Here is a 25485-nt window from a genome sequence, read left to right as displayed (position 1 = left end):
GGGATCAGCGTGTGGAGGCCCCACGCCGCCGCATGCTGTAGTACACGGCACCGGCGCCGAGGGCGACCAGGGCGGCCGCGGCACCGGCGATCGTGCCGGTGTTGGATTCGGCGCCGGTCTCGGCGAGGTCGGAGTCGCCTTCGGGGGAGGGGGCGTTGTCGCCGTCCGAACCCGCGGTCGCGGTGCCCTCGGACTCCGACGCGGTGGGGGACGTCTTGGTCCGGGACGGCTCGCCCTCGTCCTCGTCCGTCTCCTTGCCCGTCTCCTTGTCTTCGTCCTTGCCGTTGTCCTTGTTCTTGTCCTTGTCCGTCTTCTCGTCGGTCGAGGGCTTCTTCGGGGCCTTCTCGGCGGCCGGCGGGGTGATGGCCTCGGCCGTGCAGGCCTCCGCGGGGGCCACCAGGATCGGCAGGTCCTCGTCGACGTAGTCCTCCGCCTCGACGTGGATGCGGTACTCGGCGTTCGGCTCCCAGTCCTCGTCGAAGGTGACGGTGACGCCCTTGGCGGTGGAGTCGACGATCGTCCGGCTGCCGACCATGCGCAGGTCGGCCCCGTTGTTCTCCAGGTAGACGCTGATCTCGGCCTTGACGCCCAGCGGGTCCACGTCGGTCACCCGGATGACCCCCGTGTCGCCCTCGCACTCGGCGACCGCGGAGAAGTCCTTGATGGTGGATGCCATGGCGTTGCCCGCGACACCGAGCACGAGTGCGGCGGCGGCGAAAGCAACACCGATGGAGCGCGAAGTCCGCGCGCTACGGGGAGATATGGACACGTTTGCCCTTCAAGGGAAGCACAGGGGAGTGGGGGTGACGGAGGGCCGCTGGGGGAGCGGCTTCCCCATGTGCCTCACAGGTTTATAAGCGCGCCATAAGCGATGTCAATCCGAAGAAGTGTTTGGACGGTCCCCAGAAGTGTTTGGACGGTCCCCGAGACGCGCCAGGGCCTCCGGTGCCTCCTCGATCCGGTCGACCAACGCGATCCGGGCCTCCATCGAACGGCCCCGCGCCAGCGATCGCAGCAGTGGCCAGGTCGGCAGCCTCTCCGTCCAGTGAGCCCGGTCGACGAGCACCATGGGGGTCGGTTCGCCGCGCGACTCGTAGTAGTTGGGGGTCGCGTTGTCGAAGATCTCCTGAACGGTTCCGGCGGCTCCGGGCAGGAAGACGACGCCGGCGCCGCAGCGGGCGAGAAGGCCGTCCTCGCGGGTGGCGTTGGCGAAGTACTTGGCGATGTGCGAGGCGAACGGGTTCGGCGGCTCGTGGCCGTAGAACCAGGTGGGGATGCCGACGGAGGCGCCGCCCCTCGGCCAGCGGGTGCGCACCTCGAATGCGGTGCTCGCCCAGTCGGTGATCGACGGCGTGAACTTCGGTGCCTTCGCCAGCAGTCGCAGCGCCTCGGTGAGCATCTCGTCGCCGTACGGGGCCGCGTAGGCGCCCAGGTTCGCCGCCTCCATCGCGCCCGGCCCGCCGCCGGTGGCGACCGTGAGACCCGAGCGGGCCAGGGTGCGGCCGAGGCGGGCGGCGCCCTCGTACTCCTCGGTGCCGCGCGCCATCGCGTGGCCGCCCATCACCCCCACCACCCGGGCCTTGGAGAGGAATTCGTCGAGGGCGTCCGAAACGGAGTCGTCGTGGACGGCGCGCAGCATGGAGGCGTAGACGTCCCGGTCGGCCTTGGTGCGCTGGAACCAGGCGTACGCGCGGGCGTCGGGTGTGGCCTCGTAGCCGCCGTCGGACAGGGACGCGAAGAGTTCGTCGGGGGAGTAGAGCAGGCCCCGGTACGGGTCGAAGGGCAGACCGGGGACGGGTGGGAAGACCAGGGCGCCGTCCGTGCGTATCTTCGCCGCCGCCTCCGGGCGCATCGGGCAGCCGAGGAAGACGGCCTCCGCCGTGTCGGTGGCGAACAGTTCACGCGTACGGTCCGTCAGATCGACGGCCTGGACGCGGAATCCGGCGAGTGTGCCCCGTGCCGAGACGGTCGCGTCGAACTCCTCGATCGTCTCGATCTCGTGGTCGTCGTGGTGGGCCGCGTGGGCGGGCATCGTCTGCACCCGTCCATGCTAGGGCGTGTGTCGAAAGTGGATCTTGAGCATGAGATGATCTTGATTCGTGGCACGTGGAGATCTGACGGACGCGCAATGGGCGGTGCTGGAACCGCTGTTGCCGAAGGGCGTGAAGCCCGGACGGCCGCCGACGTGGGCCAGGCGGCAGCTGATCGACGGCATACGGTTCCGGGTCCGCACCGGCATCCCTTGGCGGGACCTGCCCGCCGAGTACGGGCCGTGGGGCCGGGCGTACGACCTGTTCCGCCGGTGGCAGAGGGACGGTACCTGGCATCGGATCTTCACCGCGCTGCAGGCCCGGGCCGACGCGAAAGAGCTGATCACCTGGGACATCAACGTCGACTCCACGGTGTGCCGGGCCCACCAGCACGCCGCCGGGGCGAGGAAAAAGGGGAGCTGCAGAAGGAGCCGCCCGGCGGCGTCAGCGTCGAGCCGGACGACCACGGGCTCGGGCGCTCGCGCGGCGGTCTGACCACCAAGCTGCACCTGGCCGTCGAACAGGGCCAGAAGCCCTTGTCGATCGTGATCACGGCCGGCCAGCGGGGCGACTCCCCGCAGTTCGAGCCTGTCCTGAACAAGGTCCGCGTCCCGCGTCCTGGGCCGGGCAGGCCGCGCACCCGACCCAATCGCGTGCGCGCCGACAAGGCGTACGCCTCCCGGAAGAACCGCGCTTACCTGCGGCGGCGCGGGATCCGCTGCACCATCCCGGACAAGGCCGACCAGGCCCGGAACCGCAAGAAACGAGGGTCGCGCGGCGGCCGTCCGCCGAAGTTCGACCCGCAGGACTACAAGGCTCGGCACGCGGTCGAGTGCGGCATCAACCGCCTCAAAAGACACCGGGCCGTGGCCACGAGATACGACAAACTCGCGGTCCGCTACGAGGCGACCGTCCTCGTAGCGGCTATCAACGAGTGGCTGTGACCAGCACTTTCGATACACGCCCTAGGTCGCTCCGCCGGGTTGGCCGGGGTGCCCAGGGGTGGGGGGCGATCAGGTGCGGCGGGTGCGCGTGGGTGGGGGGTTCTCGCGCAGTTCCCCGCGCCCCTGACGGGCGCGGGGTACGCGGCGGGTGGACCGGCGAGCGTTCAGCCCTCGATCGAGGACGGGTCCATCCATACGACCTCCCAGGTGTGGCCGTCGAGGTCGTCGAAGGCGCGGCCGTACATGAAGTCCATCTCCTGGACCTTCTCCGACGCGGTGCCGCCGGCGGCGACCGCCTTCTCGACCAGTTCGTCGACCTTCGCGCGGCTCTCGGCGCTCAGACAGAGCAGCACCTCGCTGGTCTTCGAGGCATCCGCGATCTCCTTCTTGGTGAAGGTCGCGTAGAACGGCTTGGTGAGCAGCATCGCCATGATGGTGTCGCTGATCACGACGGAGGCCGCGTTCTCGTCGCTGAACTGGGGGTTGAGCGAATAGCCGAGCTCCGTGAAGAACTTCTTCGAGGCGTCGAGGTCGTTCACGGGCAGGTTCACGAAGATCATCTGCTGGTACATGGCGGGGTCGCTCCTGTATCTGTCGTATCCGTTTCGGTCCGTTCGGAGGGGTAGACCGAGGGCCTCGGCGAAACTCATCGCCGCGCGCGAACTTCTTTCGTACGAGTTCTCAGGCGGCCAGCGGTAGCGCCGCCAGCTGGGCGATCGTCCAGGTCAGGGTGCCGAACACGGCGAGCAGGGCGCCCGCGCGGAGCAGGGCCGTCTGCCGGGGCAGGGCGCGGGGCGCCCCCAGCCGCACCAGCGCGGCCATGGTGTCCGCGCGGGCCCGCCGGGCCTCGACGGCGGCTGTCGCGAGGGTGAGCACGGCGCAGCCGGCGACCACGAGCGCGCCCAGCAGGGTCAGCGGGCCGACCGTGGGGCGTACGCCTGAGGCCAGCGTCACCATGGCGTACGCGCCGGAGGCCACCGCGCAGACCACGCCGAGCGGGCGACCGATGCGCCGGGCCTCCTCCTGGAGCACGCGCCCGGCGAGGAGCCGCCGTGCGCCGGGGCGTACGGACTGGAGCAGGCGTCCGGTGAGGTGGGTGAGGCCGGGCCCGGTGAGGACCAGCCCCAGGGCGGTGAGCAGCCAGCCGCCGAGGACGCCCGCGGGGCTGTCGGCGAAGCCGCCGGGGAGGGTGAGACCGGAGTGTTCGCCGGACCGGCCGGCGTAGGTCTCCAGGGCGAGGCCGACGGCGAGCACCGTGATGCCCCAGGGGAGGCCGCCGGGGGCCGGGCGCGGAGCCGGCGGTTCCGTCGGCTCATGAGCGGTCTCGGAGACGGTCCCTTCCTCGTTGTCCGGCTCCTCCTCGTACCTCGTGGCACCCGCCGGGGGCGCGGTGCGCCGGCCGATGGCGAAGGTGTCGTACGCCATGAAGCGGGTTCGAGGGCCGGTGGGCCGGGTCCTGGTGTCCTTGGGGCGCAGGACGAGTGCGGTGGTGACGGAGGCGGCGGCCGGGACGACGGCGAGGAGGGTGAGGGCGGCCGGGAGGGGCAGGGGCCGTCCGGCGGCGAGGACGTCCATGGCCGCGCCGTCGAAGGGGAGGCCGGTGAGGTCACCGCGCAGATGGAGGAAGAAGAGGAGGGCGAGGAGGGAGCCGAGGACGGTGGACAGGGCCGTGGTGACCGCGGAGATGGCCATGAGCCGGCTGGGGCCGAGGCCGATCGCGGAGAGGCCGGGGCGGGGGCGGGTGCCGGGGTCGGTGCGGGCGACCGTCACCGCGAAGTACACGGTGGCGGCGGCGGGTGCCGCGCACCAGGCCAGGCGGAGCACCGAGCCGGACGGGGCGTCCGGGTGGGCCATGGCGTGACCGAGGGCGCAGAGCAGCAGGAAGCCGGTGCCGCCGGCGGCCGCGGCCACCAGGAGCCGGCGGAGCTGGACCACGGGGTGGGCCCGGCGGGCTAGACGGAGAGCGAGCACGCCGCCCGGCCTTCCCCGTCGGCGGCGGAGGGCCGCGCCGCCCCGGCCGACTGACCCTCGGCTCCGCCGGACTGCTGGGTTTCCCCTTCGGCGGGGGGCCGGGTTTCTCCTTCGGTGGCGGGGCGTACGACTTCTGCGGTGGGGGCCGGTTGTTCGTCGGCTTGGGCGGGCTGCCGGGTGGCGTTCTCGGCGGGTGGCTGGGCTTGTCCTTCGGTGGGCGGCCGGGCCTCTCCTTCGGCTGCGGGGCGGACCACTTCGGTGGCGGGGCGGTCGGCATCCATGGCGGGGGCCGGGCGACCGTCGGCTCCGCCGGACTGCTGGGGTTCCCCTTCGGCGGGGGGCCGGGTTTCTCCTTCGGCGGGTGGCCGGGCATCCCCCTCGGCTGCGGGCGAAGCCGCCTCCGGCGTGGGGGAGGGGGGAGGCTTCGGGGCCGTGGCCTCGGGCGGGGTCGCCGTGGTGGGGGGCGTTGTCGTGTCGGGGGTGGGCCCGTTCGGTGTCGTGGTGACTGGGATACCGGCCGAGGCGGTGCGGGGCGGCGCGGGAGGGGGGCCGGTGGGGGTGCGGCGGTCGGTGCGGGGCTCGGGGGGCGTGGTGGCGGGCAGGTGAACCGTCTTCACTTGGCGGCCGTCCAGGAGGGACACCGTGCGGTCTGCCAGGGCCGCCGTGTCGGGGTCGTGGGTGGCGAGGACGACCGTGATCCGGTGGGAGCGGGCCGCCGTGGTGAGCGTGCGCAGGACGTGGGTGTGTTCGGCCCGGTGCAGCGGGGCGGTCGGTTCGTCGGCGAAGAGGACCGTGGGGGCGCAGACGAGGGCGCGGGCCAACACCACGCGCTGGCGCTCCGACTGGAGGAGGGCGTGGGGGCGCTTGCGGGCCTGGTCGCGAATGTCGAGGCGCTCCAGCCACTCCAGGGCGGCGGCCTTGGCGGCCCGGCGCCCGGTGCCGCGCAGCATCAGCGGCAGGGCGGTGTTCTCCCAGACGTTCAGCTCGGGGACGAGGACCGGCTCGGGGTCGATCCACCCGAAGCGGTCGAGCCGCAGCCGTTCCCGGGCGAGCGCCCTCATCGTGTGCACGGGGACGCTGTTGAACCACACCTCTCCCCGCTGGGCCCGCAACTGTCCGGACAGGCACCGCAGGAGCGTGGTCTTGCCGCTGCCGCGCGGGCCGGTGACGGCGAGGATCTCGCCCTCCCGGACCCCCATCGACACACCGTGCAGGGCGGGCGTGCCGTCGTGCGCGTAGGTCAGACCACGTGCCCAGAGCACGTCGTTGTCCGGCGGGGCCACCATGGGCGTACACCTCGGTTCGGATCAGGATTGCCGGGGGAGCCCCCCGTCCGGGGGAACGAAGGCAGGGCCGATCGGTTACAGAGGCACGCTAGGGAGTCGGGGCGGCGCGGGGCGGACAGCACACGGCCCGGGGCGCCCCCATCTCACTCGGATGGGGGCGCCCCGGGCCGCGAGAAGGGCGGTTCACGCCCCGCCGCCGGAGGGCGGCGAGGCCGGAGACCGTGGCGGTGGGGCGTGACAGGTGCGGCGCCCGCACCGGATTGCCTACAGCAGGGTCCACGCCTCCGTCAGCGTCGCGCGCAGGATCTGTTCGATCTCGTCGAAGGTCGACTGGTCGGAGATCAGCGGCGGGGCGAGCTGGACGACCGGGTCGCCGCGGTCGTCGGCCCGGCAGTAGAGGCCGTTCTCGAACAGCTTCTTCGACAGGAAGCCGTAGAGGACCCGCTCGGTCTCGTCGTCGTCGAAGCTCTCCTTCGTCGCCTTGTCCTTGACCAGCTCGATTCCGTAGAAGTAGCCGCTGCCGCGGACGTCGCCGACGATCGGCAGGTCGTGGAGCTTCTCCAGGGTGGACCGGAAGGCCGCCTCGTTGTCGAGGACGTGCTGGTTGAGCTTCTCGCGCTCGAACAGGTCGAGGTTGGCGAGGCCGACGGCCGCGGAGACCGGGTGGCCGCCGAAGGTGTAGCCGTGCAGGAAGGTGTTGTCACCCTTGTAGAAGGGCTCGGCTATGCGGTCCGAGACGACACAGGCGCCGATCGGCGAGTAGCCCGAGGTCATGCCCTTGGCGCAGGTGATCATGTCCGGGACGTAGCCGAACTTGTCGCAGGCGAACATCGTGCCGAGCCGGCCGAAGGCGCAGATGACCTCGTCCGACACCAGCAGCACGTCGTACTGGTCGCAGATCTCGCGGACCCGCTGGAAGTAGCCGGGCGGCGGCGGGAAACAGCCGCCCGCGTTCTGCACCGGCTCCAGGAAGACGGCCGCGACCGTCTCGGGGCCCTCGAAGAGGATCTGCTGCTCGATCTGGTCGGCGGCCCAGCGGCCGAAGGCCTCGGGGTCGTCGCCGAAGATCGGGGCGCGGTAGATGTTGGTGTTGGGGACCTTGTGCGCGCCCGGCACCAGCGGCTCGAAGGGGGCCTTCAGCGCCGGCAGGCCGGTGATGGACAGGGCGCCCTGCGGGGTGCCGTGGTAGGCGACGGCACGGGAGATGACCTTGTACTTGGTCGGCTTGCCCTGGAGCTTGAAGTACTGCTTGGCGAGCTTCCAGGCGGTCTCGACCGCCTCGCCGCCGCCGGTGGTGAAGAAGACCTTGTTCAGATCGCCGGGCGCATGGGAGGCGATACGTTCCGCCAGCTCGACGGCCTTCGGGTGGGCGTACGACCACACCGGGAAGAAGGCCAGCTCCTGCGCCTGCTTGAACGCGGTCTCCGCCAGCTCGGTGCGGCCGTGGCCGGCCTGGACCACGAAGAGACCGGCGAGACCGTCGAGGTACCGCTTGCCCTTGTCGTCGTAGATGTACGTGCCCTCGCCCCGGACGATGGTGGGGACCGGGGAGTTCTCGTACGAGGACATGCGGGTGAAGTGCATCCACAGGTGGTCGTACGCGGTCTGGCTGAGATCCTTGGGGCTCACGGGTATCGCGTCCTCACGGTTATCGGGTTCCCCACATATAGGTCTGCTTCTTGAGCTTGAGGTAGACGAAGCTCTCGGTGGAACGGACGCCGGGCAGTGTCCGGATGCGCTTGTTGATGACCTCCAGGAGGTGGTCGTCGTCCTCGCAGACGACCTCCGCCATCAGGTCGAAGGAGCCGGCGGTGATCACGATGTACTCGACCTCCGACATGGCCGTCAGGGCGTCCGCCACGGGATCCAGATCGCCGTCGACGTTGATGCCGAGCATCGCCTGCCGCCGGAAACCCACGGTGAGCGGGTCGGTGACGGCGACGATCTGCATCACGCCCTGGTCGAGCAGCTTCTGGACGCGCTGGCGCACGGCCGCCTCGGAGAGGCCGACGGCCTTGCCGATCGCGGCGTACGGCCGACGGCCGTCCTCCTGCAGCTGCTCGACGATGGCGAGGGAGACGGCGTCCAACTGGGGAGTGCCGTTCCTGGGCTCCCTGGGCTCCCTGGAGTCCTTGGAGTCCTTCTGGTCTGAGCTTCGACTGGCCACGGGCACACTGTGCACGACGTCTCGACAGTTCCGCAAGGCTGAACCGATGAAATTCGTTGTTTACGAGGTCGTAGCTTGCGGATTTCGCAGTCGGCGAGGTGTTGGGGGTGTTGAAAACGTGGGGCGGCGGATTAGGGTGGTGTCTCAAGGGATGGACACCCCAACCTGGACACCGAACCTGGAGGGCCGGCAGTGAGCACCGAGCTGGGTCGACTGCGCACGCTACGAAACTACGTCGACGGGGAATTCCGTGACGCCGTCGACGGACGGACCACCGAGGTGGTCAACCCCGCGACGGGCGAGGCCTACGCGACCGCGCCCCTGTCCGGTCAGGCCGATGTCGACGCGGCGATGGCCGCCGCCGAGGCCGCGTTCCCGGGCTGGCGGGACACGACCCCGGCCGAGCGCCAGAAGGCCCTGCTGAAGATCGCCGACGCGTTCGAGGAGCGGGCCGAGGAACTCATCGCGGCGGAGGTGGAGAACACGGGCAAGCCCATCGGGCTGACCCGCTCCGAGGAGATCCCGCCGATGGTGGACCAGATCCGCTTCTTCGCGGGCGCCGCACGGATGCTGGAGGGCCGTTCGGCCGGCGAGTACATGGAGGGCATGACCTCGATCGTCCGCCGTGAGCCGGTCGGTGTCTGCGCCCAGGTCGCGCCGTGGAACTACCCGATGATGATGGCCGTGTGGAAGTTCGCGCCGGCGATCGCCGCGGGCAACACGGTCGTGCTGAAGCCGTCGGACACGACGCCCGCGTCGACCGTCCTGATGGCCGAGATCATCGGAGCGATCCTGCCCAAGGGCGTCTTCAACGTCATCACCGGCGACCGTGACACCGGCCGGCTGATGGTCGAGCACCCGGTCCCGGCCATGGCGTCCATCACCGGGTCCGTGCGGGCCGGCATGTCCGTCGCCGAGTCCGCGTCCAGGGACCTCAAGCGGGTCCACCTGGAGCTGGGCGGCAAGGCGCCGGTCGTCGTCTTCGCCGACACCGACATCGCCAAGGCCGTCGAGGACATCTCGGTGGCGGGCTTCTTCAACGCCGGGCAGGACTGTACGGCCGCGACCCGTGTCCTCGTCCAGGAGGGTATCCACGACGAGTTCGTGGCCGCGCTCGCGAAGGCGGCGGCCGAGACGAAGACCGGGCAGCCGGACGACGAGGACGTGCTGTACGGCCCGCTCAACAACCCCAACCAGCTCAAGCAGGTCGCTGGGTTCATCGAGCGGCTGCCGGCCCACGCCAAGGTCGAGGCCGGTGGCCACCAGGTCGGTGAGAAGGGGTACTTCTACGCGCCGACCGTCGTCTCCGGGCTGAAGCAGGACGACGAGATCATCCAGAAGGAGGTCTTCGGGCCGGTCATCACCGTGCAGTCCTTCTCCGACGAGGGACAGGCCGTCGAGTGGGCGAACGGCGTGGAGTACGCGCTGGCCTCGTCGGTGTGGACGAAGGACCACGGGCGGGCCATGCGGATGTCGAAGGCGCTGGACTTCGGGTGTGTGTGGATCAACACGCACATCCCGCTTGTCGCGGAGATGCCGCACGGCGGGTTCAAGAAGTCCGGGTACGGCAAGGACCTCTCGGGTTACGGGTTCGACGACTACACGCGGATCAAGCACGTGATGACGTCGCTGGACTGAGGGTTCGGTTGTCGGCTGAAGGTTCGTCGTGGTTGATCGCGCAGTTCCCCGCGCCCCCGTAGGGCCTTCGGCCCATCGGGGCGCGGGGGCCCGTATGTTCACGCGTCGCTCCCTGCTGGGTGTGGGGGCGGCTTTCGGCGCACTCGCCGGGTGCGGTGTGCCCGCCGCCTACGTGGCGCCCGGTGACCGGGCCGGGGTCGACCTCTCGGCCCGGGACAAGCGGCTGAGCTGGTCGAACTGGCCGCTCTACATCGACACGGACGACGAGGACGACACACAGCGGCCGACGCTGGAGGCGTTCGAGGAGCGCACCGGGATCGCCGTCGACTACGTCGAGGAGATCAACGACAACGACGAGTTCTTCGGCAAGATCGGCCCGGCTCTGATGAACCATCAGCAGACCGGCCGTGACCTCGTCGTCGTCAGTGACTGGATGTGCGCCCGGTTCGTACGGCTCGGCTGGGTGCAGGAGATGGACCGGGCCCGGCAGCCCAACGTCGGCCGCCATCTCGATCCGCAGCTCAGGTCGCCCGCCTTCGATCCGGGCCGGGCCTGCACGGTGCCGTGGCAGTCGGGGATCACCGGTATCGCGTACAACCGGCGGAAGGTGGGTCGCGAGATACGCCGGGTCGCCGACCTGTGGGCGGACGACCTCAAGGGGCGGGTCACCCTGCTCTCCGGTCTGGACGAGGCGTTCGCGTTGCTGATGCAGGCCAACGGGGTCGATGTGACCCGCTGGACGGCGGACGACTTCCACACCGTCTGCGACCAGGTCGCCTCCCGCGTCCGCGCCGGCCACATCCGCCGCTTCACGGGCAACGACTACATCAAGGACCTCTCCAGCGGAGACGTCCTCGCCTGCCAGGCCTACTCGGGGGACGTGATCCAACTCCAGGCCGACGACCCGGACATCCGGTTCGTCGTGCCCGAGGAGGGCGCCGAACTCTGGTCCGAGTCCCTGATGATCCCCAACCTCGCACGCCACAAGGCGAGCGCCGAGCGCCTCGTCGACCACTACTACGACCCCGAGGTGGCCGCCGAGCTCGCCGCCTGGGTCAACTACGTGTGCCCCGTCCCGGCGGCCCGCGACGTCCTGGCCTCGGCCAAGGACCGGGAGACCGCCGCCCTCGCCGAGGACCCCCTGATCTTCCCCGACGACGCGATGCGCGCCCGGCTCGCGGTCGCCCGGGACATCACCTCCGGGGAGCGGCACGAGTTCGCCCGGCGGTGGAACGGGATCGTGGGGCTCTAGGGACGGGCGGTGTGCCGCTGAGGGGTCACCTCCGGGGCGGTACCGGCGTTGGGGAAGGCGGGGGAGGGCCGTCGTGCGGCCGAACCGTCGGGTGGTCCTCTCCGACCTCGTCGGTATCGAGAGCAGGAGGGGCCGTCATGCGGCTGACCGACCATGTCACGCTCGTCGCCAGCGGAGCGTACGGATTCGATCTGAGCGACGCGTTGGACTGCCACGTCTATCTGGTGAGGGGCGCCCGGCACAGTGTGCTCGTGGACGCCGGAGCGGGGCGGTCCGCCGAGGCGATCGTGCGCGCGGTGCGTGCAACCGGCGCCGACCCCGGTCATCTCCTTCTCACCCACGGCCACGCCGACCACGCGGGCGGAGCCGCCGCGCTCGCCGAACGGCTGCCCGGACTGCGCGTGCTGGCCGGCGCCGAAGCCACGGGCTGGATCGCGACAGGCGACGAAGCGGGCGTCAGCCTGGACCGCGGAAAGGCCTCCGGGTACTACCCGGCCGACTACACCTTCGCCCCCTGCCCCCGGGTCGAGGCGCTGGCAGACGGCGTGGAGATCGACCTCGGTGGCGGCGTGGTCCTGCGGGCCGTCGCTACGCCCGGGCACGCGGACGGCCACCTCTGCTACCACCTGCGCACCCCCGACCACCAGGCACTCTTCTCCGGGGACTGTGTCTTCACAGGGGGACGCGTCTCCCTGCAGAACCTGCACGACTGCCGGGTCCCCGAGTACGCCGCCAGTCTGACCCGGCTGGCCGCGCTGGACGTGGACGCGCTGTTGCCCGGCCATCACGAGATCTCGCTCGCGCGGGCCGGACGGCACCTGGCGGCGGCCCGTGACACCCTCGCCCGTGGACTGCTGCCGAAGAGCACCACATGACTCCGTAGTGACTCGGTAATGACTCCGTACGACTCTGTGCGGACTTGGGTGAATACGCCTGACTTCCTTTCTCTTCAGGCCGTTCCGGGGGTAATTGGGGCGAGTGAATTCGTGGCGACTCTGTGGAGATAATGCAACGGTCCGGCGCGTGGTGGCGTTTTATCGGCCTTTCGTGGTCGATTCGCACCGGGCGGATTCATCGACCAAGGGTTGCGGCGCATCTCGTCGTGCCGTAGTTACGTGAATCATGAACCTGTTCACCCGTGCTGCGTCCCTGCGCCGCCCGGCAGCCCCCACAGCCTCGCGACTCCCCCACGAGTCCGGGGCATTCGCTCCCGACGGCACGTCCGACCCCGCCCTCACGATGCTGACCGGCGAATGGATGATCGACGCGGCGCACAGCCGTATCGGTTTCTCCGTCCGGCATGCCCTGGTCACGACCGTGCGAGGCGCGTTCACCGAGTATCAGAGTCGACTCTATTTCGACGGCCGTGATCCTTCGCGTTCGCGGGCCGAGATAGTGCTGTCCACCACGTCGGTCGACACCGGGGTGGAACAACGTGATGCCCATTTGATGGGTCGCGATTTCCTGGATGCCGCGACCTATCCACGTATGCGCTTCGTCAGTACGGCGGTGCGTCTCGTGGGCAACGATGTCTACCGCATGGCCGGTGAACTCACGATCAAGAGCACCACTCGTCCCGTCGATCTGGAACTCACCTACATAGGCCACGTCATGGACCCGTTCGGATACGAGCGGGTCGGTTTCGACGGGACCACCACCATCAATCGCTCCGAATGGGGCCTCACCTACAACCAACGGCTCGCGGAGGGCGGCGCCATGGTGAGCGAGAAGGTGCGCCTGCAGTTCGACATCGCCGCGATCCGCTCGGCCCCCGGCGGCTGACGGTCCGTCGCGAACCCGTGCTCCCGTGGGGGCCCGACACCTGTCGGGCCCTCGCTTTTGAACACGTTCAAGCTGGGGCGTACGCTCACGGCATGAGCGACAGAGCCGCCCTGTTGAAGGGCATCCGTGCATGGTTGGTCTTCTTCGTCGTCTGTCTGGTGCTGAGCGGCGCCACAGCCTTCCCGCTGGTCCACGAGCTGCGCTGGACCGAGGAGTTGCTGCGGTCGCTGTCCGTCGGGGAGTACCTGCCGGGGCTCGTGGAGTGGATCGAGCGGGTGCGGGCGGGACTCGACGAGGCCGACGCCACCTACCCGTTCCTCCTGTACGGCACGGACTGGCTGGCCTTCGCGCACCTGGTGATCGCGGTGTCCTTCTACGGCCCCTACCGTGACCCGGTCCGCAACATCTGGGTTATCGAGGTCGGCATGATCGCCTGCGCGGGCATCATCCCGCTGGCCCTGATCTGCGGGCCGATCCGCGACATCCCCTTCTGGTGGAGCGTGATCGACATGTCGTTCGGGGTCTACGGGATCATCCCGCTCCACGTCGTACGGCGGCGGATCAAGCGGCTGGAGACCCTCACCGGTGGATGGGACCGAAAAACTGTTATCCCGGCCGTCTCCACACCGTCTCCGTAGGCACCCCTGTCTCCCCACATGCAGGAGCGAGCCGTATGAGCAGTGTGAGCGGTGTGATCTCCGCCTCGGAGGTTCCCCAAGCCGCAGCGATGGCTGAGAAGGTACGGAACACAGCCGAGTGAACAGAGTGAGCCCAGCGGGATCGAAGGGGACGTACGTGGAGGGGCGGCAGTGGCGGTCCACCATCGCGGCCGCGCAGGCGGGGGACCGGCGCGCCCTCGACGAGCTGGTCGAGGGCTGGTTGCCGCTCGTCTACAACATCGTCGGTCGAGCCCTCAACGGCCATGCCGACGTCGACGACGTCGTGCAGGAGACCATGCTGCGCGCCGTCGACAACCTCGACACGCTGCGCGATCCGGACAGCTTCCGTTCCTGGCTGGTCGCGATCGCGATGCGACAGATACGGGACCGGGCACGCCGCCGCACCGCCGACCACCTGGACGACCACGACGCCCACGGCGCCGCCGACTTCGCCGAACTGACCGTGCTGCGACTGCAGCTGGAAGGGCAACGCAAGGAGGTCGCGGAAGCGGTCCGCTGGCTCGACGGCGAGGACCGGCAACTGCTGTCGCTGTGGTGGCTGGAGGTCGCGGGCGAACTCACCCGGCGCGAACTCGCCGCCGCCGTCGGTGTCAGCCGGCAGCACGCCGCCGTCCGCGTCCAGCGGATGAAGGCCCGGCTGGAGACGGCGCGCGGCATCGTCCGTGCCCTCGACGCCTCCTGCTCCGACCTGGGCCGGGTCACCGCACACTGGAGCGGGCAGCCCGATTCGGTGTGGCGCAAACGCATCGCCCGGCACATCCGTGGCTGCGCCCGCTGCGACGGCCACGGCCGCCCCGATGAGGTCGTCCCCGCCGAACGGCTCCTCGTCGGGCTCGCCCTGGTCCCCGTCCCCGTGGGTTTCACCCTGTCCCTGGCGTTCGGCGGCAAGACGGCCGTGGCGGCGACGACCGCGACCGCCTCCGTGAGCTGGTCCGCCAAGGTGATCGGTGCCCTCACCAAGCCCGCCGTCGCGGTGACGGCGAGCGCGACGATGGTCGCCGGGGGCGCGTACGTGGTGACGCAACCCCCCGGGGACGGGCCCACGCAGGCCGCGCCGACCGCGCTGAGCACGGCCCGGGGACCCGCGCCCCCGGAACCCCGCATCCCGTCGCGCTCCGCGTCGCCGTCGTCCTCACCGTCCCCCTCGGCTTCCCCGTCGCCGAAGAAGGAGAAGGAGAAGGAGCCGAAGACCCTGTACGGCACGGTCGTCGACGTGGCGGACCGGGCGCCGGACCCGGACACCCCGCCCGCCGCCCTCCCGCGCCGGCCCGAGTCCGGCATCACCAGCAGCGGTGGCCCGCGGACCGCGATGAACCACCGGGGCGACAACGTGACGTTCACGGGCCGGGGGTACGTCCTGGTCCGCTGGCAGATCTTGCCCCAGTACCGGCCGGGCGGACTGGTCATGCCGGCCTGGACCGGTCTGGAGGGCAAGCTCTTCCACGTCGCCTCGGGCGGCGGCCTCCGCATGGACGACCCGACCTCCGCCGACGGCAGGACCTCGAGCATGGGCGGCCCCGACACCGGCTACACCGTCCTGCCCGAGGGCACCCAGCAGATGTGGCAGAACGAGTACTTCTACCTCGACGGCACGGTCACGCTCACCCAGAACGAACGCGGTGCCGACTACAACATCACCGTCGCCCCCTCCACCTGGGACGCCGTGACCGAGGACATCACCATCGGCCCCGACCGGGGGGCCATCCGCTTCGGCCTCGTCCGCGACGACGGCAAGGACTCGGCGCCGGTGCCGCAGTACGTCACACGGGAGAGGCCGGCGGACGCGGCGACCGTGCCTCAGCGGTCCGAGGTGTAGCCCTCACCGCTGGCTCTGAGGGTGCACAGGGCGTCGACGCGGTTGGTGGTGATCGAGTCGACACCCCAGGACAGCAGACGGCGCATGGAGCGTCGGGTGTCCGGGGTCCAGGCGGAGAGGAGATAGCCGTCCCGGTGGACACGGTCCGCCAGGGGGCGGGTGAGGAGGCCGAAGCGGTAGTTCAGCCAGCGCGGACGGATGGCGTCGAGCAGGGCGGGACGCGGCGGGGCGGAGGTCTTCCAGGTCAGGGCCAGCTCGGCCGCGGGAGCGGCGGCGCGGACCGCGAGCACGGTCTGCGGGTCGGCGCTGTAGTAGACACGGGCCTCGGCGTCGCACTCCCGCACGACGCCGAGGATCTGTCGCACCGCCCGCGGGTTCACCGCACCCGGCAGATCCACCATGACGCGGCTGCCCTCGGTGGCGAGCAGCGCGTCGGCGAGTGTCGGCACCCCGTCGGCCGTCAGCCCGCGCAGCTCGGCGGCGGACAGCGCGGCCAGCGGCCGGTCCACCTCCCACAGGCGGTTCAGCGTCGAGTCGTGGAGCAGGACCGGCACCCCGTCACGGGTCGTCCGTACATCGAACTCGACGACGTCCGCGCCCAGTTCGAGCCCGGCCCGCAGGGAGTCGAGCGTGTTCTCGCGGTGGCGGTAGGGGGCGCCGCGATGGGCGACGGCTGTCACGGTGCGCATGGTGGTGGTTCCCGGTGCCGATCGGATCAGGGGGTCAGCCAGGCCGACGTGTAGGTGTCGATCTCGGCGGTCACCCGGGCCTTGCCGGGCTCGTCGAGGAAGGACGCCTCCACCGCGTTCTTCGCGAGCGCGGCCACCCCCTGCTCGTCGAGGTCGAGGAGGCGTGCGGCCACCGCGTACTCGGTGTTCAGGTCGGTGCCGAACATCGGCGGGTCGTCGGAGTTGACGGTGACCAGCACACCGGCCTCCACGAACTCCTTGATGGGGTGCTCCTCGAGGGTCCGGACCGCTCGGGTCGCTATGTTCGAGGTCGGGCAGACCTCCAGGGCGATCCGCCGCTCGGCGAGATGGGCCAGCAGCTTCGGGTCGCGGGCCGCGCTGGTGCCGTGGCCGATGCGCTCCGCGCGCAGTTCGTTCAGCGCGTCCCAGATCGTCTCGGGTCCCGTGGTCTCGCCGGCGTGCGGCACGGAGTGCAGCCCGGCCGCGATCGCCCGGTCGAAGTGCGGCTTGAACTGCGGCCTCGGCACGCCGATCTCGGGTCCGCCGAGGCCGAACGACACCAGCCCCTCGGGGCGCAGCCGGTCGTCGGTGGCGAGCCGCGTGGTCTCCTCGGCTGCGATTGGCCCCGCCTCGCCGGGAATGTCGAAGCACCACCGCAGGACGGTCCCGAACTCGGCCTCCGCCGCCTTCCGGGCGTCCTCGATCGCGTCCATGAACGCCCGCTCCTCGATCCCGCGACGGGTGGAGGAGTACGGGGTGATGGTCAGCTCGGCGTACCGCACCTGCTGCCGGGCGAGGTCCCGGGCCACCTCGAACGTCAGCAGACGGACGTCCTCCGGGGTGCGGACGAGGTCGACGACGGACAGGTAGACCTGGATGAAGTGGGCGAAGTCAGTGAAGGAGAAGTAGTCCGCGAGGGCCTCGGGGTCCGTGGGCACTTGGGAGTCGGGGTGGCGGGCGGCCAGTTCCGAGACGATGCGGGGGGAGGCGGAGCCGACGTGGTGCACATGCAGTTCGGCCTTCGGCAGACCGGCGATGAAGGCGTGCAGGTCGCGGGCGCCGGGGACGGCGGCGGTGTCGGCGACGGCGGGGCTCAGGGGCACGCCCTGCGCGGTGCGGCGGTCGGTCAAGGTTCCTCCCCGGGAACGGCGTCCGCCCCGGACCGTGGTCTGCTGCGGGGGACGCGGGTGATCGGCTGATCGGTGACTCGGGGATCATCGTAGGCGGCCGTCCACACATCTAACCCCGGGCCTTAGCATGACCGAACGTACAGCTGAACGCGTCCGACGGAGAAACGACGCGGAACGGCACGGAACGTCACAGGGGGACCCGCTCATGTCAGCCGACGAGGCACCGATTCCGGAAACACCGGCCGCTCCACAGCCGGCCCCGTGGGCGTCCCCACAGGGCGACACCGCGCTACCGCCGACGGTGGTCGACGGCACCACGCTGCCGACGGTGACCGACGACGCCGCCCCGCTGACCGTGGTGGACGGCGCGACGCTGCCGACGGTGACCGACGACGCCGCCCCGCCGACCGTGGTGGACGGCGCCACGCTCCCCACGGTGACGGAGGACGCGGTACCGACTCCGACGGTCGCCCTCGACAAGCCGAGCACGCCGACGGGGTCCACCGGCTCCGCCCACTCCACCAACTCCGCCGACGCAGCGGGCTCCGCCGAGACCGCGGCCCCGGTTCCGCCCGCGTGGTCGGCTCCGGGCGCGTCCACCGCACCCGCGCCTCAGGCTCCGTACGATCCCTGGGCCGCGCCGGCCGACACCCCGGCGCAGGGCAACCCTGCCGCCTCTCCTACCCCTCCCTCCCCTCCCGCGCCCTCGCCGCACGACCAGATGACGGTGCTGTCCGCTCCCGGCGCGTTCGCACCCCCGGGTGACCGGCAGCCGACGCCAACGCCCGCCCCGGCCCCCAATCCCTTCGCCCCGCCCGCGCCCGGCGCGACCGAGGCACATCAACCACACCCCGCGCCCCACACGTCCTACCCGACGCCCATGGCCTCCGCGCCCTACGGCGCCCCCGGCGCCGCCGTACCTCCCCCGCCCATCGGCCCCGAAGGGCCGGGACAGGTTCCGTACGGATACCCCCAGTACCCGGGGTATCCGGGTGCGCAGGCCCATCACGGCGCCGGTTACCCCGGCCCGGGAGCGGGCTACGCCTGGCCCGTCCTGACGCCGCCGCCGAGCAACGGGATCGGGATCGCGGCCATGGTGCTCGGCATCTGCGCCGCCGTGCTGTTCTGTCTGTGGCCGTTCGCGATCCTGCTCGGGATCATGGCCATGATCTTCGGCTTCGTCGGCCGGGCCAAGGCACGCCGGGGCGAGGCGACGAACCCGGGGCACGCCCTGGCCGGGATCATCTGCGGAGCCGCCGGCATCCTGCTCGGCATCGGCTTCATCGTCCTCATCGTCCTGGCGTCGGAGAACGACGGCTACGACTCCGACACCGACCCCTTCGACGACAGCTACTCGACGTCGCTGTCCCTGGTGCTGCCGGTGAGGGAAGGCGGCGTGTAGGCGCCTCGAAGGAGCGCCCCGTCAGGGGCGCGGGGAACTGCGCGGCGAACCCCCACGCACCCGCAGCCGCCCACCGCCCTTCGTGTCACCCCCGGATGGCGCCCCCGGCAGACAGCGGAGCGCCCCCGCTCGCCAGTCTCTCCCGGGCCGCCATCAGCGCGAAGCCCAGCAGATTGGGGCCCCGCCACCGCGCGGGGTCCATGGCGCGCTCGTCGTCCGCCGCGAGCCCGATGCCCCAGACCCGGTCGACGGGGCTGGCCTCGACGAGCACACGGTGGCCGGTGCCCAGGAGGAACGCCCGCAGGTCGGCGTGGGCGGCGAACTTGTGGAAGCTTCCCTCTACGACGATGCCGAAGCGCTCCCGCTCCCACAGAGCCTCGTCGAAGCCGCGCACCAGCCGCCCGACCTTCTTGGCCTGCGCGGGGCCCGACGCGGCCACGGCCTTGCGCTCCGCCTCCGGATCCTGGAACAGACGGGCCTTCGAGGCCATCATCCAGTGCTCGGCCGTCGCGTACTCCACGCCGTCCACCGTGAACGGTGACGGCCACCACTGGCTCAGGCAGCTCGCGCCGATCCGGCCGTCCGGCAGGGGGCGGTGCCCCCAGAAGTGCAGGTACTTGACCCTCGCCCCCGTGCGGACCGCTTCCGTCAGCGTGTCCCAAGAATCGATCTTCTCCATGCCGACGAGTCTGGCAGGAACCACTGACAAACCGTCCTCGATTTCCTGTGCCGACTGGACACCTGGTCGACAGATTCCGTCGCGTAACCAAAAGGCAACAACGGAATCACTTGTTGGTGCCGCCCAGCTCTGTCAGGATCGGCACTCAAATCGAGCTGGAGCTACGCCACCCGCCCCCGAGGGACAGAGGGGGCACCGGCGGAGGAGAGCGACATGCAGAACCCGGGCACCGCCACCCCGGAACGATTCCCCGCACACGACCGCTTCGCGGTCGGCGCGCAGTTCGTCGCCGGCCGCCCGACCAAGGGAACGTCGGGCCGCACCCACGCGGTCGTCGACCCCGCGACCGGCGACGAGGTCCTCACCTACGAGCTGGCCGGACCCGACGACGTGGACGCGGCCGTCGCCGCCGCCCGCGCGGCGTTCCCCGGCTGGGCCGCCACCACGCCCGGCGAGCGGTCGGACGCGCTGCACCGCCTCGCCGCGGTCCTGGCCGACCGGGCGGAGGAGTTCGCGCGGGCCGAGTCCCTGCAGTGCGGCAAGCCGCTCAAGCTGACGCGCGAGTTCGACGTGCCCGGCACCATCGACAACACGGCGTTCTTCGCGGGCGCCGCCCGTCACCTGCAGGGCCAGTCGGCGGGCGAGTACTCGGGGGACCACACCTCGTACGTACGCCGTGAACCCATCGGCGTCGTCGGTTCCGTCGCGCCCTGGAACTACCCGCTGCAGATGGCCGCCTGGAAGATCCTCCCGGCGATCGCCGCGGGCAACACGATCGTCCTGAAGCCCGCCGAGCTCACCCCGCTCACCTCGTTGCTCTTCGCGCAGGCCGCCACGGACGCCGGCCTCCCCGACGGCGTGATCAACATCGTCACCGGCACCGGCAAGGTGGCCGGCGAGCACCTCGTCGGCCACCCCGATGTGGTCATGACCTCCTTCACCGGGTCCACGGCCGTCGGCAGGCGCGTCGCCGAGATCGCCACCGCCACCGTCAAGCGCATCCACCTGGAGCTCGGCGGCAAGGCCCCGTTCGTGGTCTTCGACGACGCCGACCTGGAGGCCGCCGTCCACGGCGCGGTCGCGGGTTCCCTCATCAACACCGGCCAGGACTGCACGGCCGCCACGCGCGCGTACGTGCAGCGGCCCCTCTACGAGGAGTTCGTCGCACGGACGGCCGCCCTGATGGAGACCGTCCGGCTCGGCGACCCCTTCGCCCCGGGCACCGACCTCGGCCCCCTGATCTCGCACGTCCAGCGCGACCGGGTCGCCGCCTTCGTCGAGCGGGCACGCGCGTACGCGCGCGTGGTCACCGGCGGTGAAGCGCCCGGGGGAGAGCTGGAGAACGGCGCGTACTACCGGCCCACCCTGATCGCGGACGCCGCCCAGGACAGCGAGATCGTCCAGGCGGAGATCTTCGGCCCGGTGCTCGTGGTCCTGCCCTTCGACAGCGACGACGAGGGCATCCGGCTCGCCAATGACACCCCGTACGGACTCGCCGCCTCCGCCTGGAGCCGGGACGTGTACCGCACGGGTCGCGCCACCCGCGAGATAAAGGCCGGGTGCGTGTGGGTCAACGACCACATCCCGATCATCAGCGAGATGCCGCACGGCGGCTACAAGGCGTCCGGCTTCGGCAAGGACATGTCCGCGTACTCGTTCGAGGAGTACACCCAGATCAAGCACGTCATGTTCGACAATACGGCGACCGCCAGGAAGGACTGGCACCGCACGATCTTCGGGGACCGCTAGTCAGCCCGGGGACCGGCCGCCCGACCCCCGGCCGGTCCCCGCCCACCCTCCCGAAAGGGCACGTCCGAAAGGGCACCACGCGCATGGAGCAGTACGAGCCCGACCGCCTCTCACCGGCCCAGGAGGCCGCCGTACGGCGCAGCCTCACCGGCGGCCACGCCGCGCTCAGCCGCCGTTCGCTGCTGCGCGCCGGAACGGGCGGCGCACTCGCGGTCGGCGGGCTCGGGGCGCTGAGCGCCTGCGGCATCCCCGCGGCGAAGAGCACCTCGGGCGGCTCGTCCGAGGACCACTCGGCCAAGGAGAAGGAGGTCAACTTCTCCAACTGGACCGAGTACATGGACGTCGACGACAGCGGCAAGCGCCACCCCAGCCTGGACCAGTTCACCCGGCGCACCGGCATCAAGGTCAAGTACACCGAGGACATCAACGACAACGTCGAGTTCTTCGGCAAGATCAAGCCGCAGCTCGCCGCGGGCCAGGACACCGGACGCGACCTCATCTGCGTCACCGACTGGCTCGCCGCCCGGCTGATCCGCTTCGGATGGGTCCAGAAGCTGGACGCGTCCAACCTGCCGAACGCCTTCATGAACCTGTCCCAGCAGTTCCGCAGCCCGGACTGGGACCCGGGGCGGGCCTACTCCTACCCCTGGCAGGGGATCTCGACCGTCATCGCCTTCAACAAGAAGGCCCTGGACGGCGAGGAGGTGAGGTCCGTCTCCGACATGCTCGACAACCCCAAGCTGAAGGGTCGTATCGGCTTCCTCTCCGAGATGCGCGACAGCATCGGGATGACCCTGCTCGACATGGGCAAGGCCCCGGCGACGTTCGGCGACGACGACTACGACGCGGCGATCGCCCGCCTGCAGAAGGCCGTGGACAAGGGCCAGATACGCCGCTTCACCGGCAACGACTACACCTCCGACCTGACCAAGGGCGACCTCGCGGCCTGTATTGCGTGGGCCGGTGACGTCGTCCAGCTCAGGGCCGACTCCCCGGACGTCGACTTCGTCATCCCCGACAGCGGCTACATGACCTCGACCGACAACCTGCTGATCCCGAACAGGGCCCGGCACAAGACCAACGCCGAACGGCTCATCGACTACTACTACGAGCCGAAGCCCGCCGCCGAACTCGCCGCGTACATCAACTACGTGTGCCCCGTCGACGGAGTGAAGGCGGAGCTGGCCAAGATCGACCCGGACGCGGCGAACAACCCGCTGATCATTCCCGACGCGGCCATGGCGGCCAAGTCCCACGCCTTCCGCTCCCTCAGCAGTAAGGAAGAGACGGCGTACGAAGAGAAGTTCGCGAAGCTGACAGGGGCGTGACGAGGACGATGACCAGCAAGAAGAGCAGCAAGAACGCCGCGGACGACGGCAGCGGCGACGTCCGCCTCTCCGGCATCGGCAAGACCTACGGCTCCTTCACCGCCGTGCACCCGCTCGACCTGACCGTGCCGGAAGGTTCCTTCTTCGCCCTGCTCGGCGCCTCCGGCTGCGGCAAGACCACCACCCTGCGCATGATCGCGGGTCTGGAGGAACCTTCCTGCGGAAGCGTCCGGCTCGGCGATCAGGACGTCACGCACCTGCCCCCGTACAAGCGGCCGGTGAACACGGTCTTCCAGTCGTACGCCCTCTTCCCGCACCTCGACATCTTCGAGAACGTCGCCTTCGGTCTGCGCCGACGCGGCATCAAGAGCGTGAAGAAGCAGGTCGAGGAGATGCTGGACCTGGTCCAGCTCGGCGAGCAGGCGCGCAAGAAGCCGCACCAGCTCTCGGGCGGCCAGCAGCAGCGCGTCGCCGTCGCCCGCGCCCTCATCAACCACCCCAAGGTGCTCCTCCTCGACGAGCCCCTCGGCGCCCTCGACCTCAAACTGCGCCGCCAGATGCAGCTGGAGCTCAAACGCATCCAGACCGAGGTCGGCATCACGTTCATCCATGTCACGCACGACCAGGAGGAGGCCATGACCATGGCCGACACGGTCGCCGTGATGAACGGTGGCCGGGTCGAGCAGCTCGGCTCGCCCACCGACCTGTACGAGAACCCGCAGACCACCTTCGTCGCCAACTTCCTCGGCACCTCCAACCTCATCGAGGCCGAGGTCGACTCCCGCAGCGGCGACGACATAGTGCTGAAGGCCGGCGACGGCAAGCTGATCCTGCCCGACGTCCGATGTTCGGCGCCCGCCACCACCGGCGGCAAGGTCCTCGTCGGCGTACGCCCCGAGAAGATCACCCTCACCCACGCGGACGACGCGGGGGAGATCCCGGTCGGCCGCAACCGCATCACCGGGAAGATCGCCGCGACCAGCTTCATCGGCGTCTCCACGCAGTACGTGATCGACAGCTCGGTCTGCCCCGAGTTCGAGGTCTACGTCCAGAACATCGACCGCGACACCCGGCTCGTCCCCGGCGCCGAGGTCGTCCTGCACTGGAGCCCCGCGCACACGTTCGGCCTGGACGCCGCCCAGGACATCGACGCGGGTGTGGACGAGGGGGCGGCCGCCTGATGTCTACCGGAACCCTCGCCGAAGCCGAGGCACCCCCACCCCTCGCCCCGGTACCGGCCACCGGGAAACCGCCCCGCAAGAGGGGCCGCTGGACGCCGTACCTGCTGCTCGCGCCCGGTCTGATCTGGCTGCTCGTCTTCTTCGCGATGCCGATGGTCTACCAGGCCTCCACGTCCGTGCAGACGGGCTCGCTGGAGGAGGGCTACCAGGTCACCTGGCACTTCGCGACCTACTGGGACGCGCTGAGCGAGTACTACCCGCAGTTCCTGCGCTCGGTGCTCTACGCGGGCTCGGCGACGGTCCTGTGTCTGCTCCTCGGCTATCCGCTGGCGTATCTGATCGCCTTCCTGGCCGGCCGCTGGCGCAATCTGATCCTGATCCTGGTGATCGCCCCCTTCTTCACCAGCTTCCTGATCCGCACCCTCGCCTGGAAGACGATCCTCTCGGACGGCGGCCCGGTCGTCGGAGCCCTCAACACGCTGCACGTCCTGGACGTCACCAGCTGGCTCGGCCTCACCGCCGGGGACCGGGTGCTGGCCACCCCGCTCGCCGTGGTCTGCGGCCTCACGTACAACTTCCTGCCGTTCATGATCCTGCCGCTCTACACCTCCCTCGAACGCATCGACGGACGGCTGCACGAGGCGGCCGGCGACCTGTACGCCCGACCGTTCACCACGTTCCGCAAGGTCACCTTCCCGCTCTCCATGCCGGGCGTCGTCTCCGGCACCCTGCTGACCTTCATCCCGGCCAGCGGCGACTACGTGAACGCCGAACTCCTCGGCTCCACCAACACCCAGATGATCGGCAACGTCATCCAGAGCCAGTTCCTGCGGATCCTCGACTATCCGACGGCGGCGGCGCTCTCCTTCCTTCTCATGGCCGCGATCCTCCTCATGGTCACGGTCTACATCCGAAAGTCCGGGACGGAGGACCTGGTTTAAATGGCCTTCGTCAATTGGCTCAAGCGCCGACTCGTCGTCATCGCGGGACTGCTGACGCTCGGATATCTCCTGCTGCCGAACATCGTCGTCACGGTCTTCTCCTTCAACCAGCCGAAAGGCCGCTTCAACTACGAGTGGCAGGAATTCTCCACCGCCGCCTGGACCGACCCGTGCGGTGTCGCCGACCTGTGCGGCTCGCTCTCGCTCAGCCTCCAGATCGCCGCCTGGGCGACGCTCGGAGCGACCGCCCTGGGCACGATGATCGCCTTCGCGCTGGTGCGGTACCGCTTCCGCGCGCGCGGCGCCGTCAACTCGCTGATCTTCCTTCCGATGGCGATGCCCGAGGTCGTGATGGCCGCCTCGCTGCTCACCCTGTTCCTCAATCTGGGTGCGCAGTTGGGATTCTGGACGATCCTCATCGCCCACATCATGTTCTGCCTCAGCTTCGTCGTGGTCGCCGTCAAGGCACGGGTGATGTCGATGGACCCGAGGCTGGAGGAGGCCGCGCGCGACCTCTACGCCGGGCCTGTCCAGACCTTCGTCCGGGTCACCCTGCCGATCGCCGCACCCGGTATCGCGGCGGGCGCGCTGCTCGCCTTCGCGCTCTCCTTCGACGATTTCATCATCACCAATTTCAACGCGGGCTCGACCGTCACCTTCCCCATGTTCGTCTGGGGTTCGGCGCAACGCGGCACACCCGTCCAGATCAATGTCGTCGGTACGGCCATGTTCCTGGTCGCCGTACTGTTCGTGGTGGCCGGAATGGCCATCGGAAATCGCAGAAGGCGGCAGAAGGCATGACGCCGCTCGTTTCGATGAC

The 25485-nt window shown here is 70.2% G+C and carries 22 protein-coding genes and 1 pseudogene; 13 read left to right on the top strand and 10 right to left on the bottom strand.

Going from position 1 to position 25485, the window contains the following annotated elements; all coding sequences use genetic code 11:
* Nucleotides 1-4: 4 nt before the first annotated feature.
* Nucleotides 5-769: an LAETG motif-containing sortase-dependent surface protein gene (locus tag P8T65_RS12720; protein ID WP_316725508.1), complete on the bottom strand. Its 765-nt coding sequence runs from the start codon at nucleotides 767-769 to the stop codon at nucleotides 5-7.
* A gap of 105 nt (nucleotides 770-874) precedes the next feature.
* A complete protein-coding gene (locus tag P8T65_RS12715) occupies nucleotides 875-2041 on the bottom strand; it encodes a Rossmann fold nucleotide-binding protein (protein ID WP_316725507.1) in 1167 nt (388 codons plus the stop codon).
* Nucleotides 2042-2099: 58 nt separating this feature from the next.
* Between P8T65_RS12715 and P8T65_RS12710 the strand changes: the two genes are divergently transcribed.
* A protein-coding gene (locus P8T65_RS12710) for an IS5 family transposase (protein WP_316725904.1) occupies nucleotides 2100-2974 on the top strand; the annotation gives its coding sequence in 2 pieces (ribosomal slippage) (nucleotides 2100-2450 and nucleotides 2453-2974; 873 coding nt in all).
* A 164-nt stretch (nucleotides 2975-3138) separates the two neighbouring features.
* Here the strand turns inward: P8T65_RS12710 and P8T65_RS12705 are convergent.
* The 5 genes and pseudogenes from P8T65_RS12705 to P8T65_RS12685 all read right to left on the bottom strand — a co-directional run bounded on the left by P8T65_RS12705 (nucleotide 3139) and on the right by P8T65_RS12685 (nucleotide 8413).
* Entirely contained in the window at nucleotides 3139-3546 is a 408-nt protein-coding gene (locus P8T65_RS12705; RefSeq protein WP_316725505.1) for a VOC family protein, read from the bottom strand.
* A gap of 109 nt (nucleotides 3547-3655) precedes the next feature.
* Nucleotides 3656-4945 carry a hypothetical protein gene (locus P8T65_RS12700; RefSeq protein WP_316725504.1) on the bottom strand — a complete coding sequence of 430 codons (1290 nt, stop codon included), beginning with the start codon at nucleotides 4943-4945 and terminating at the stop codon, nucleotides 3656-3658.
* Between the two features lie 572 nt (nucleotides 4946-5517).
* Nucleotides 5518-6231 (bottom strand): annotated as a pseudogene (locus tag P8T65_RS12695) (ABC transporter ATP-binding protein); the annotation flags it as partial.
* Nucleotides 6232-6495: 264 nt separating this feature from the next.
* Nucleotides 6496-7860, bottom strand: coding sequence for an aspartate aminotransferase family protein (locus P8T65_RS12690; protein WP_316725502.1), 1365 nt, complete (start codon nucleotides 7858-7860; stop codon nucleotides 6496-6498).
* Nucleotides 7861-7879: 19 nt separating this feature from the next.
* Nucleotides 7880-8413 carry an Lrp/AsnC family transcriptional regulator gene (locus tag P8T65_RS12685; RefSeq protein WP_316725501.1) on the bottom strand — a complete coding sequence of 178 codons (534 nt, stop codon included), beginning with the start codon at nucleotides 8411-8413 and terminating at the stop codon, nucleotides 7880-7882.
* A 177-nt stretch (nucleotides 8414-8590) separates the two neighbouring features.
* Between P8T65_RS12685 and P8T65_RS12680 the strand changes: the two genes are divergently transcribed.
* The 6 genes from P8T65_RS12680 to P8T65_RS12655 all read left to right on the top strand — a co-directional run bounded on the left by P8T65_RS12680 (nucleotide 8591) and on the right by P8T65_RS12655 (nucleotide 15566).
* Nucleotides 8591-10036 carry a gamma-aminobutyraldehyde dehydrogenase gene (locus tag P8T65_RS12680; protein WP_184899909.1) on the top strand — a complete coding sequence of 482 codons (1446 nt, stop codon included), beginning with the start codon at nucleotides 8591-8593 and terminating at the stop codon, nucleotides 10034-10036.
* A 94-nt stretch (nucleotides 10037-10130) separates the two neighbouring features.
* Nucleotides 10131-11288 carry a spermidine/putrescine ABC transporter substrate-binding protein gene (locus P8T65_RS12675; protein ID WP_316725499.1) on the top strand — a complete coding sequence of 386 codons (1158 nt, stop codon included), beginning with the start codon at nucleotides 10131-10133 and terminating at the stop codon, nucleotides 11286-11288.
* A gap of 137 nt (nucleotides 11289-11425) precedes the next feature.
* A complete protein-coding gene (locus tag P8T65_RS12670; RefSeq protein WP_316725498.1) occupies nucleotides 11426-12163 on the top strand; it encodes an MBL fold metallo-hydrolase in 738 nt (245 codons plus the stop codon).
* Between the two features lie 247 nt (nucleotides 12164-12410).
* Nucleotides 12411-13070 carry a YceI family protein gene (locus P8T65_RS12665; RefSeq protein ID WP_230220799.1) on the top strand — a complete coding sequence of 220 codons (660 nt, stop codon included), beginning with the start codon at nucleotides 12411-12413 and terminating at the stop codon, nucleotides 13068-13070.
* A gap of 92 nt (nucleotides 13071-13162) precedes the next feature.
* Nucleotides 13163-13708, top strand: a complete 546-nt coding sequence (locus tag P8T65_RS12660; protein ID WP_316725494.1) for a hypothetical protein — start codon at nucleotides 13163-13165, stop codon at nucleotides 13706-13708.
* Nucleotides 13709-13865: 157 nt separating this feature from the next.
* Nucleotides 13866-15566, top strand: coding sequence for a sigma-70 family RNA polymerase sigma factor (locus P8T65_RS12655; protein WP_316725493.1), 1701 nt, complete (start codon nucleotides 13866-13868; stop codon nucleotides 15564-15566).
* Here the strand turns inward: P8T65_RS12655 and P8T65_RS12650 are convergent.
* Entirely contained in the window at nucleotides 15548-16255 is a 708-nt protein-coding gene (locus P8T65_RS12650; protein WP_316725492.1) for a glycerophosphodiester phosphodiesterase, read from the bottom strand. The two genes, P8T65_RS12655 and P8T65_RS12650, sit on opposite strands and share 19 nt — an antisense overlap.
* Before the next feature lie 26 nt (nucleotides 16256-16281).
* Nucleotides 16282-17358 (bottom strand): adenosine deaminase, encoded by a 1077-nt coding sequence (locus tag P8T65_RS12645; protein WP_399103060.1) that lies wholly within the window; start codon nucleotides 17356-17358, stop codon nucleotides 16282-16284.
* A gap of 232 nt (nucleotides 17359-17590) precedes the next feature.
* Between P8T65_RS12645 and P8T65_RS12640 the strand changes: the two genes are divergently transcribed.
* Entirely contained in the window at nucleotides 17591-18787 is a 1197-nt protein-coding gene (locus P8T65_RS12640) for a DUF4190 domain-containing protein (protein ID WP_316725490.1), read from the top strand.
* 85 nt (nucleotides 18788-18872) lie between these two features.
* Here the strand turns inward: P8T65_RS12640 and P8T65_RS12635 are convergent, their stop codons facing one another.
* Nucleotides 18873-19466 (bottom strand): NADAR family protein, encoded by a 594-nt coding sequence (locus P8T65_RS12635; protein ID WP_316725489.1) that lies wholly within the window; start codon nucleotides 19464-19466, stop codon nucleotides 18873-18875.
* Between the two features lie 213 nt (nucleotides 19467-19679).
* Here P8T65_RS12635 and P8T65_RS12630 point away from each other — a divergent pair, with 213 nt between their 5' ends.
* From P8T65_RS12630 to P8T65_RS12610, 5 genes are all read left to right on the top strand, one after another.
* Entirely contained in the window at nucleotides 19680-21215 is a 1536-nt protein-coding gene (locus tag P8T65_RS12630; RefSeq protein ID WP_316725487.1) for a gamma-aminobutyraldehyde dehydrogenase, read from the top strand.
* Nucleotides 21216-21298: 83 nt separating this feature from the next.
* The gene (locus P8T65_RS12625) at nucleotides 21299-22543 is read left to right on the top strand and encodes a spermidine/putrescine ABC transporter substrate-binding protein (protein ID WP_316725486.1); all 1245 of its coding nucleotides are present in this window, start codon (nucleotides 21299-21301) and stop codon (nucleotides 22541-22543) included.
* An 8-nt stretch (nucleotides 22544-22551) separates the two neighbouring features.
* Nucleotides 22552-23724, top strand: a complete 1173-nt coding sequence (locus tag P8T65_RS12620) for an ABC transporter ATP-binding protein (protein ID WP_316725485.1) — start codon at nucleotides 22552-22554, stop codon at nucleotides 23722-23724.
* Entirely contained in the window at nucleotides 23724-24665 is a 942-nt protein-coding gene (locus tag P8T65_RS12615) for an ABC transporter permease (RefSeq protein ID WP_316725484.1), read from the top strand. Before P8T65_RS12620 ends, P8T65_RS12615 begins: the two co-directional genes overlap by 1 nt.
* Complete coding sequence (locus P8T65_RS12610) at nucleotides 24666-25466, top strand: ABC transporter permease (protein WP_316725483.1); 801 nt, start codon at nucleotides 24666-24668, stop codon at nucleotides 25464-25466. It begins immediately after the preceding gene.
* Nucleotides 25467-25485 lie beyond the last annotated feature (19 nt).

This window comes from Streptomyces sp. 11x1 (assembly GCF_032598905.1).
GTDB lineage: Bacteria > Actinomycetota > Actinomycetes > Streptomycetales > Streptomycetaceae > Streptomyces.
The sequence above is the reverse complement of the archived record's forward strand: the minus strand, read 5'-3'. Positions and strand labels throughout refer to the sequence as shown.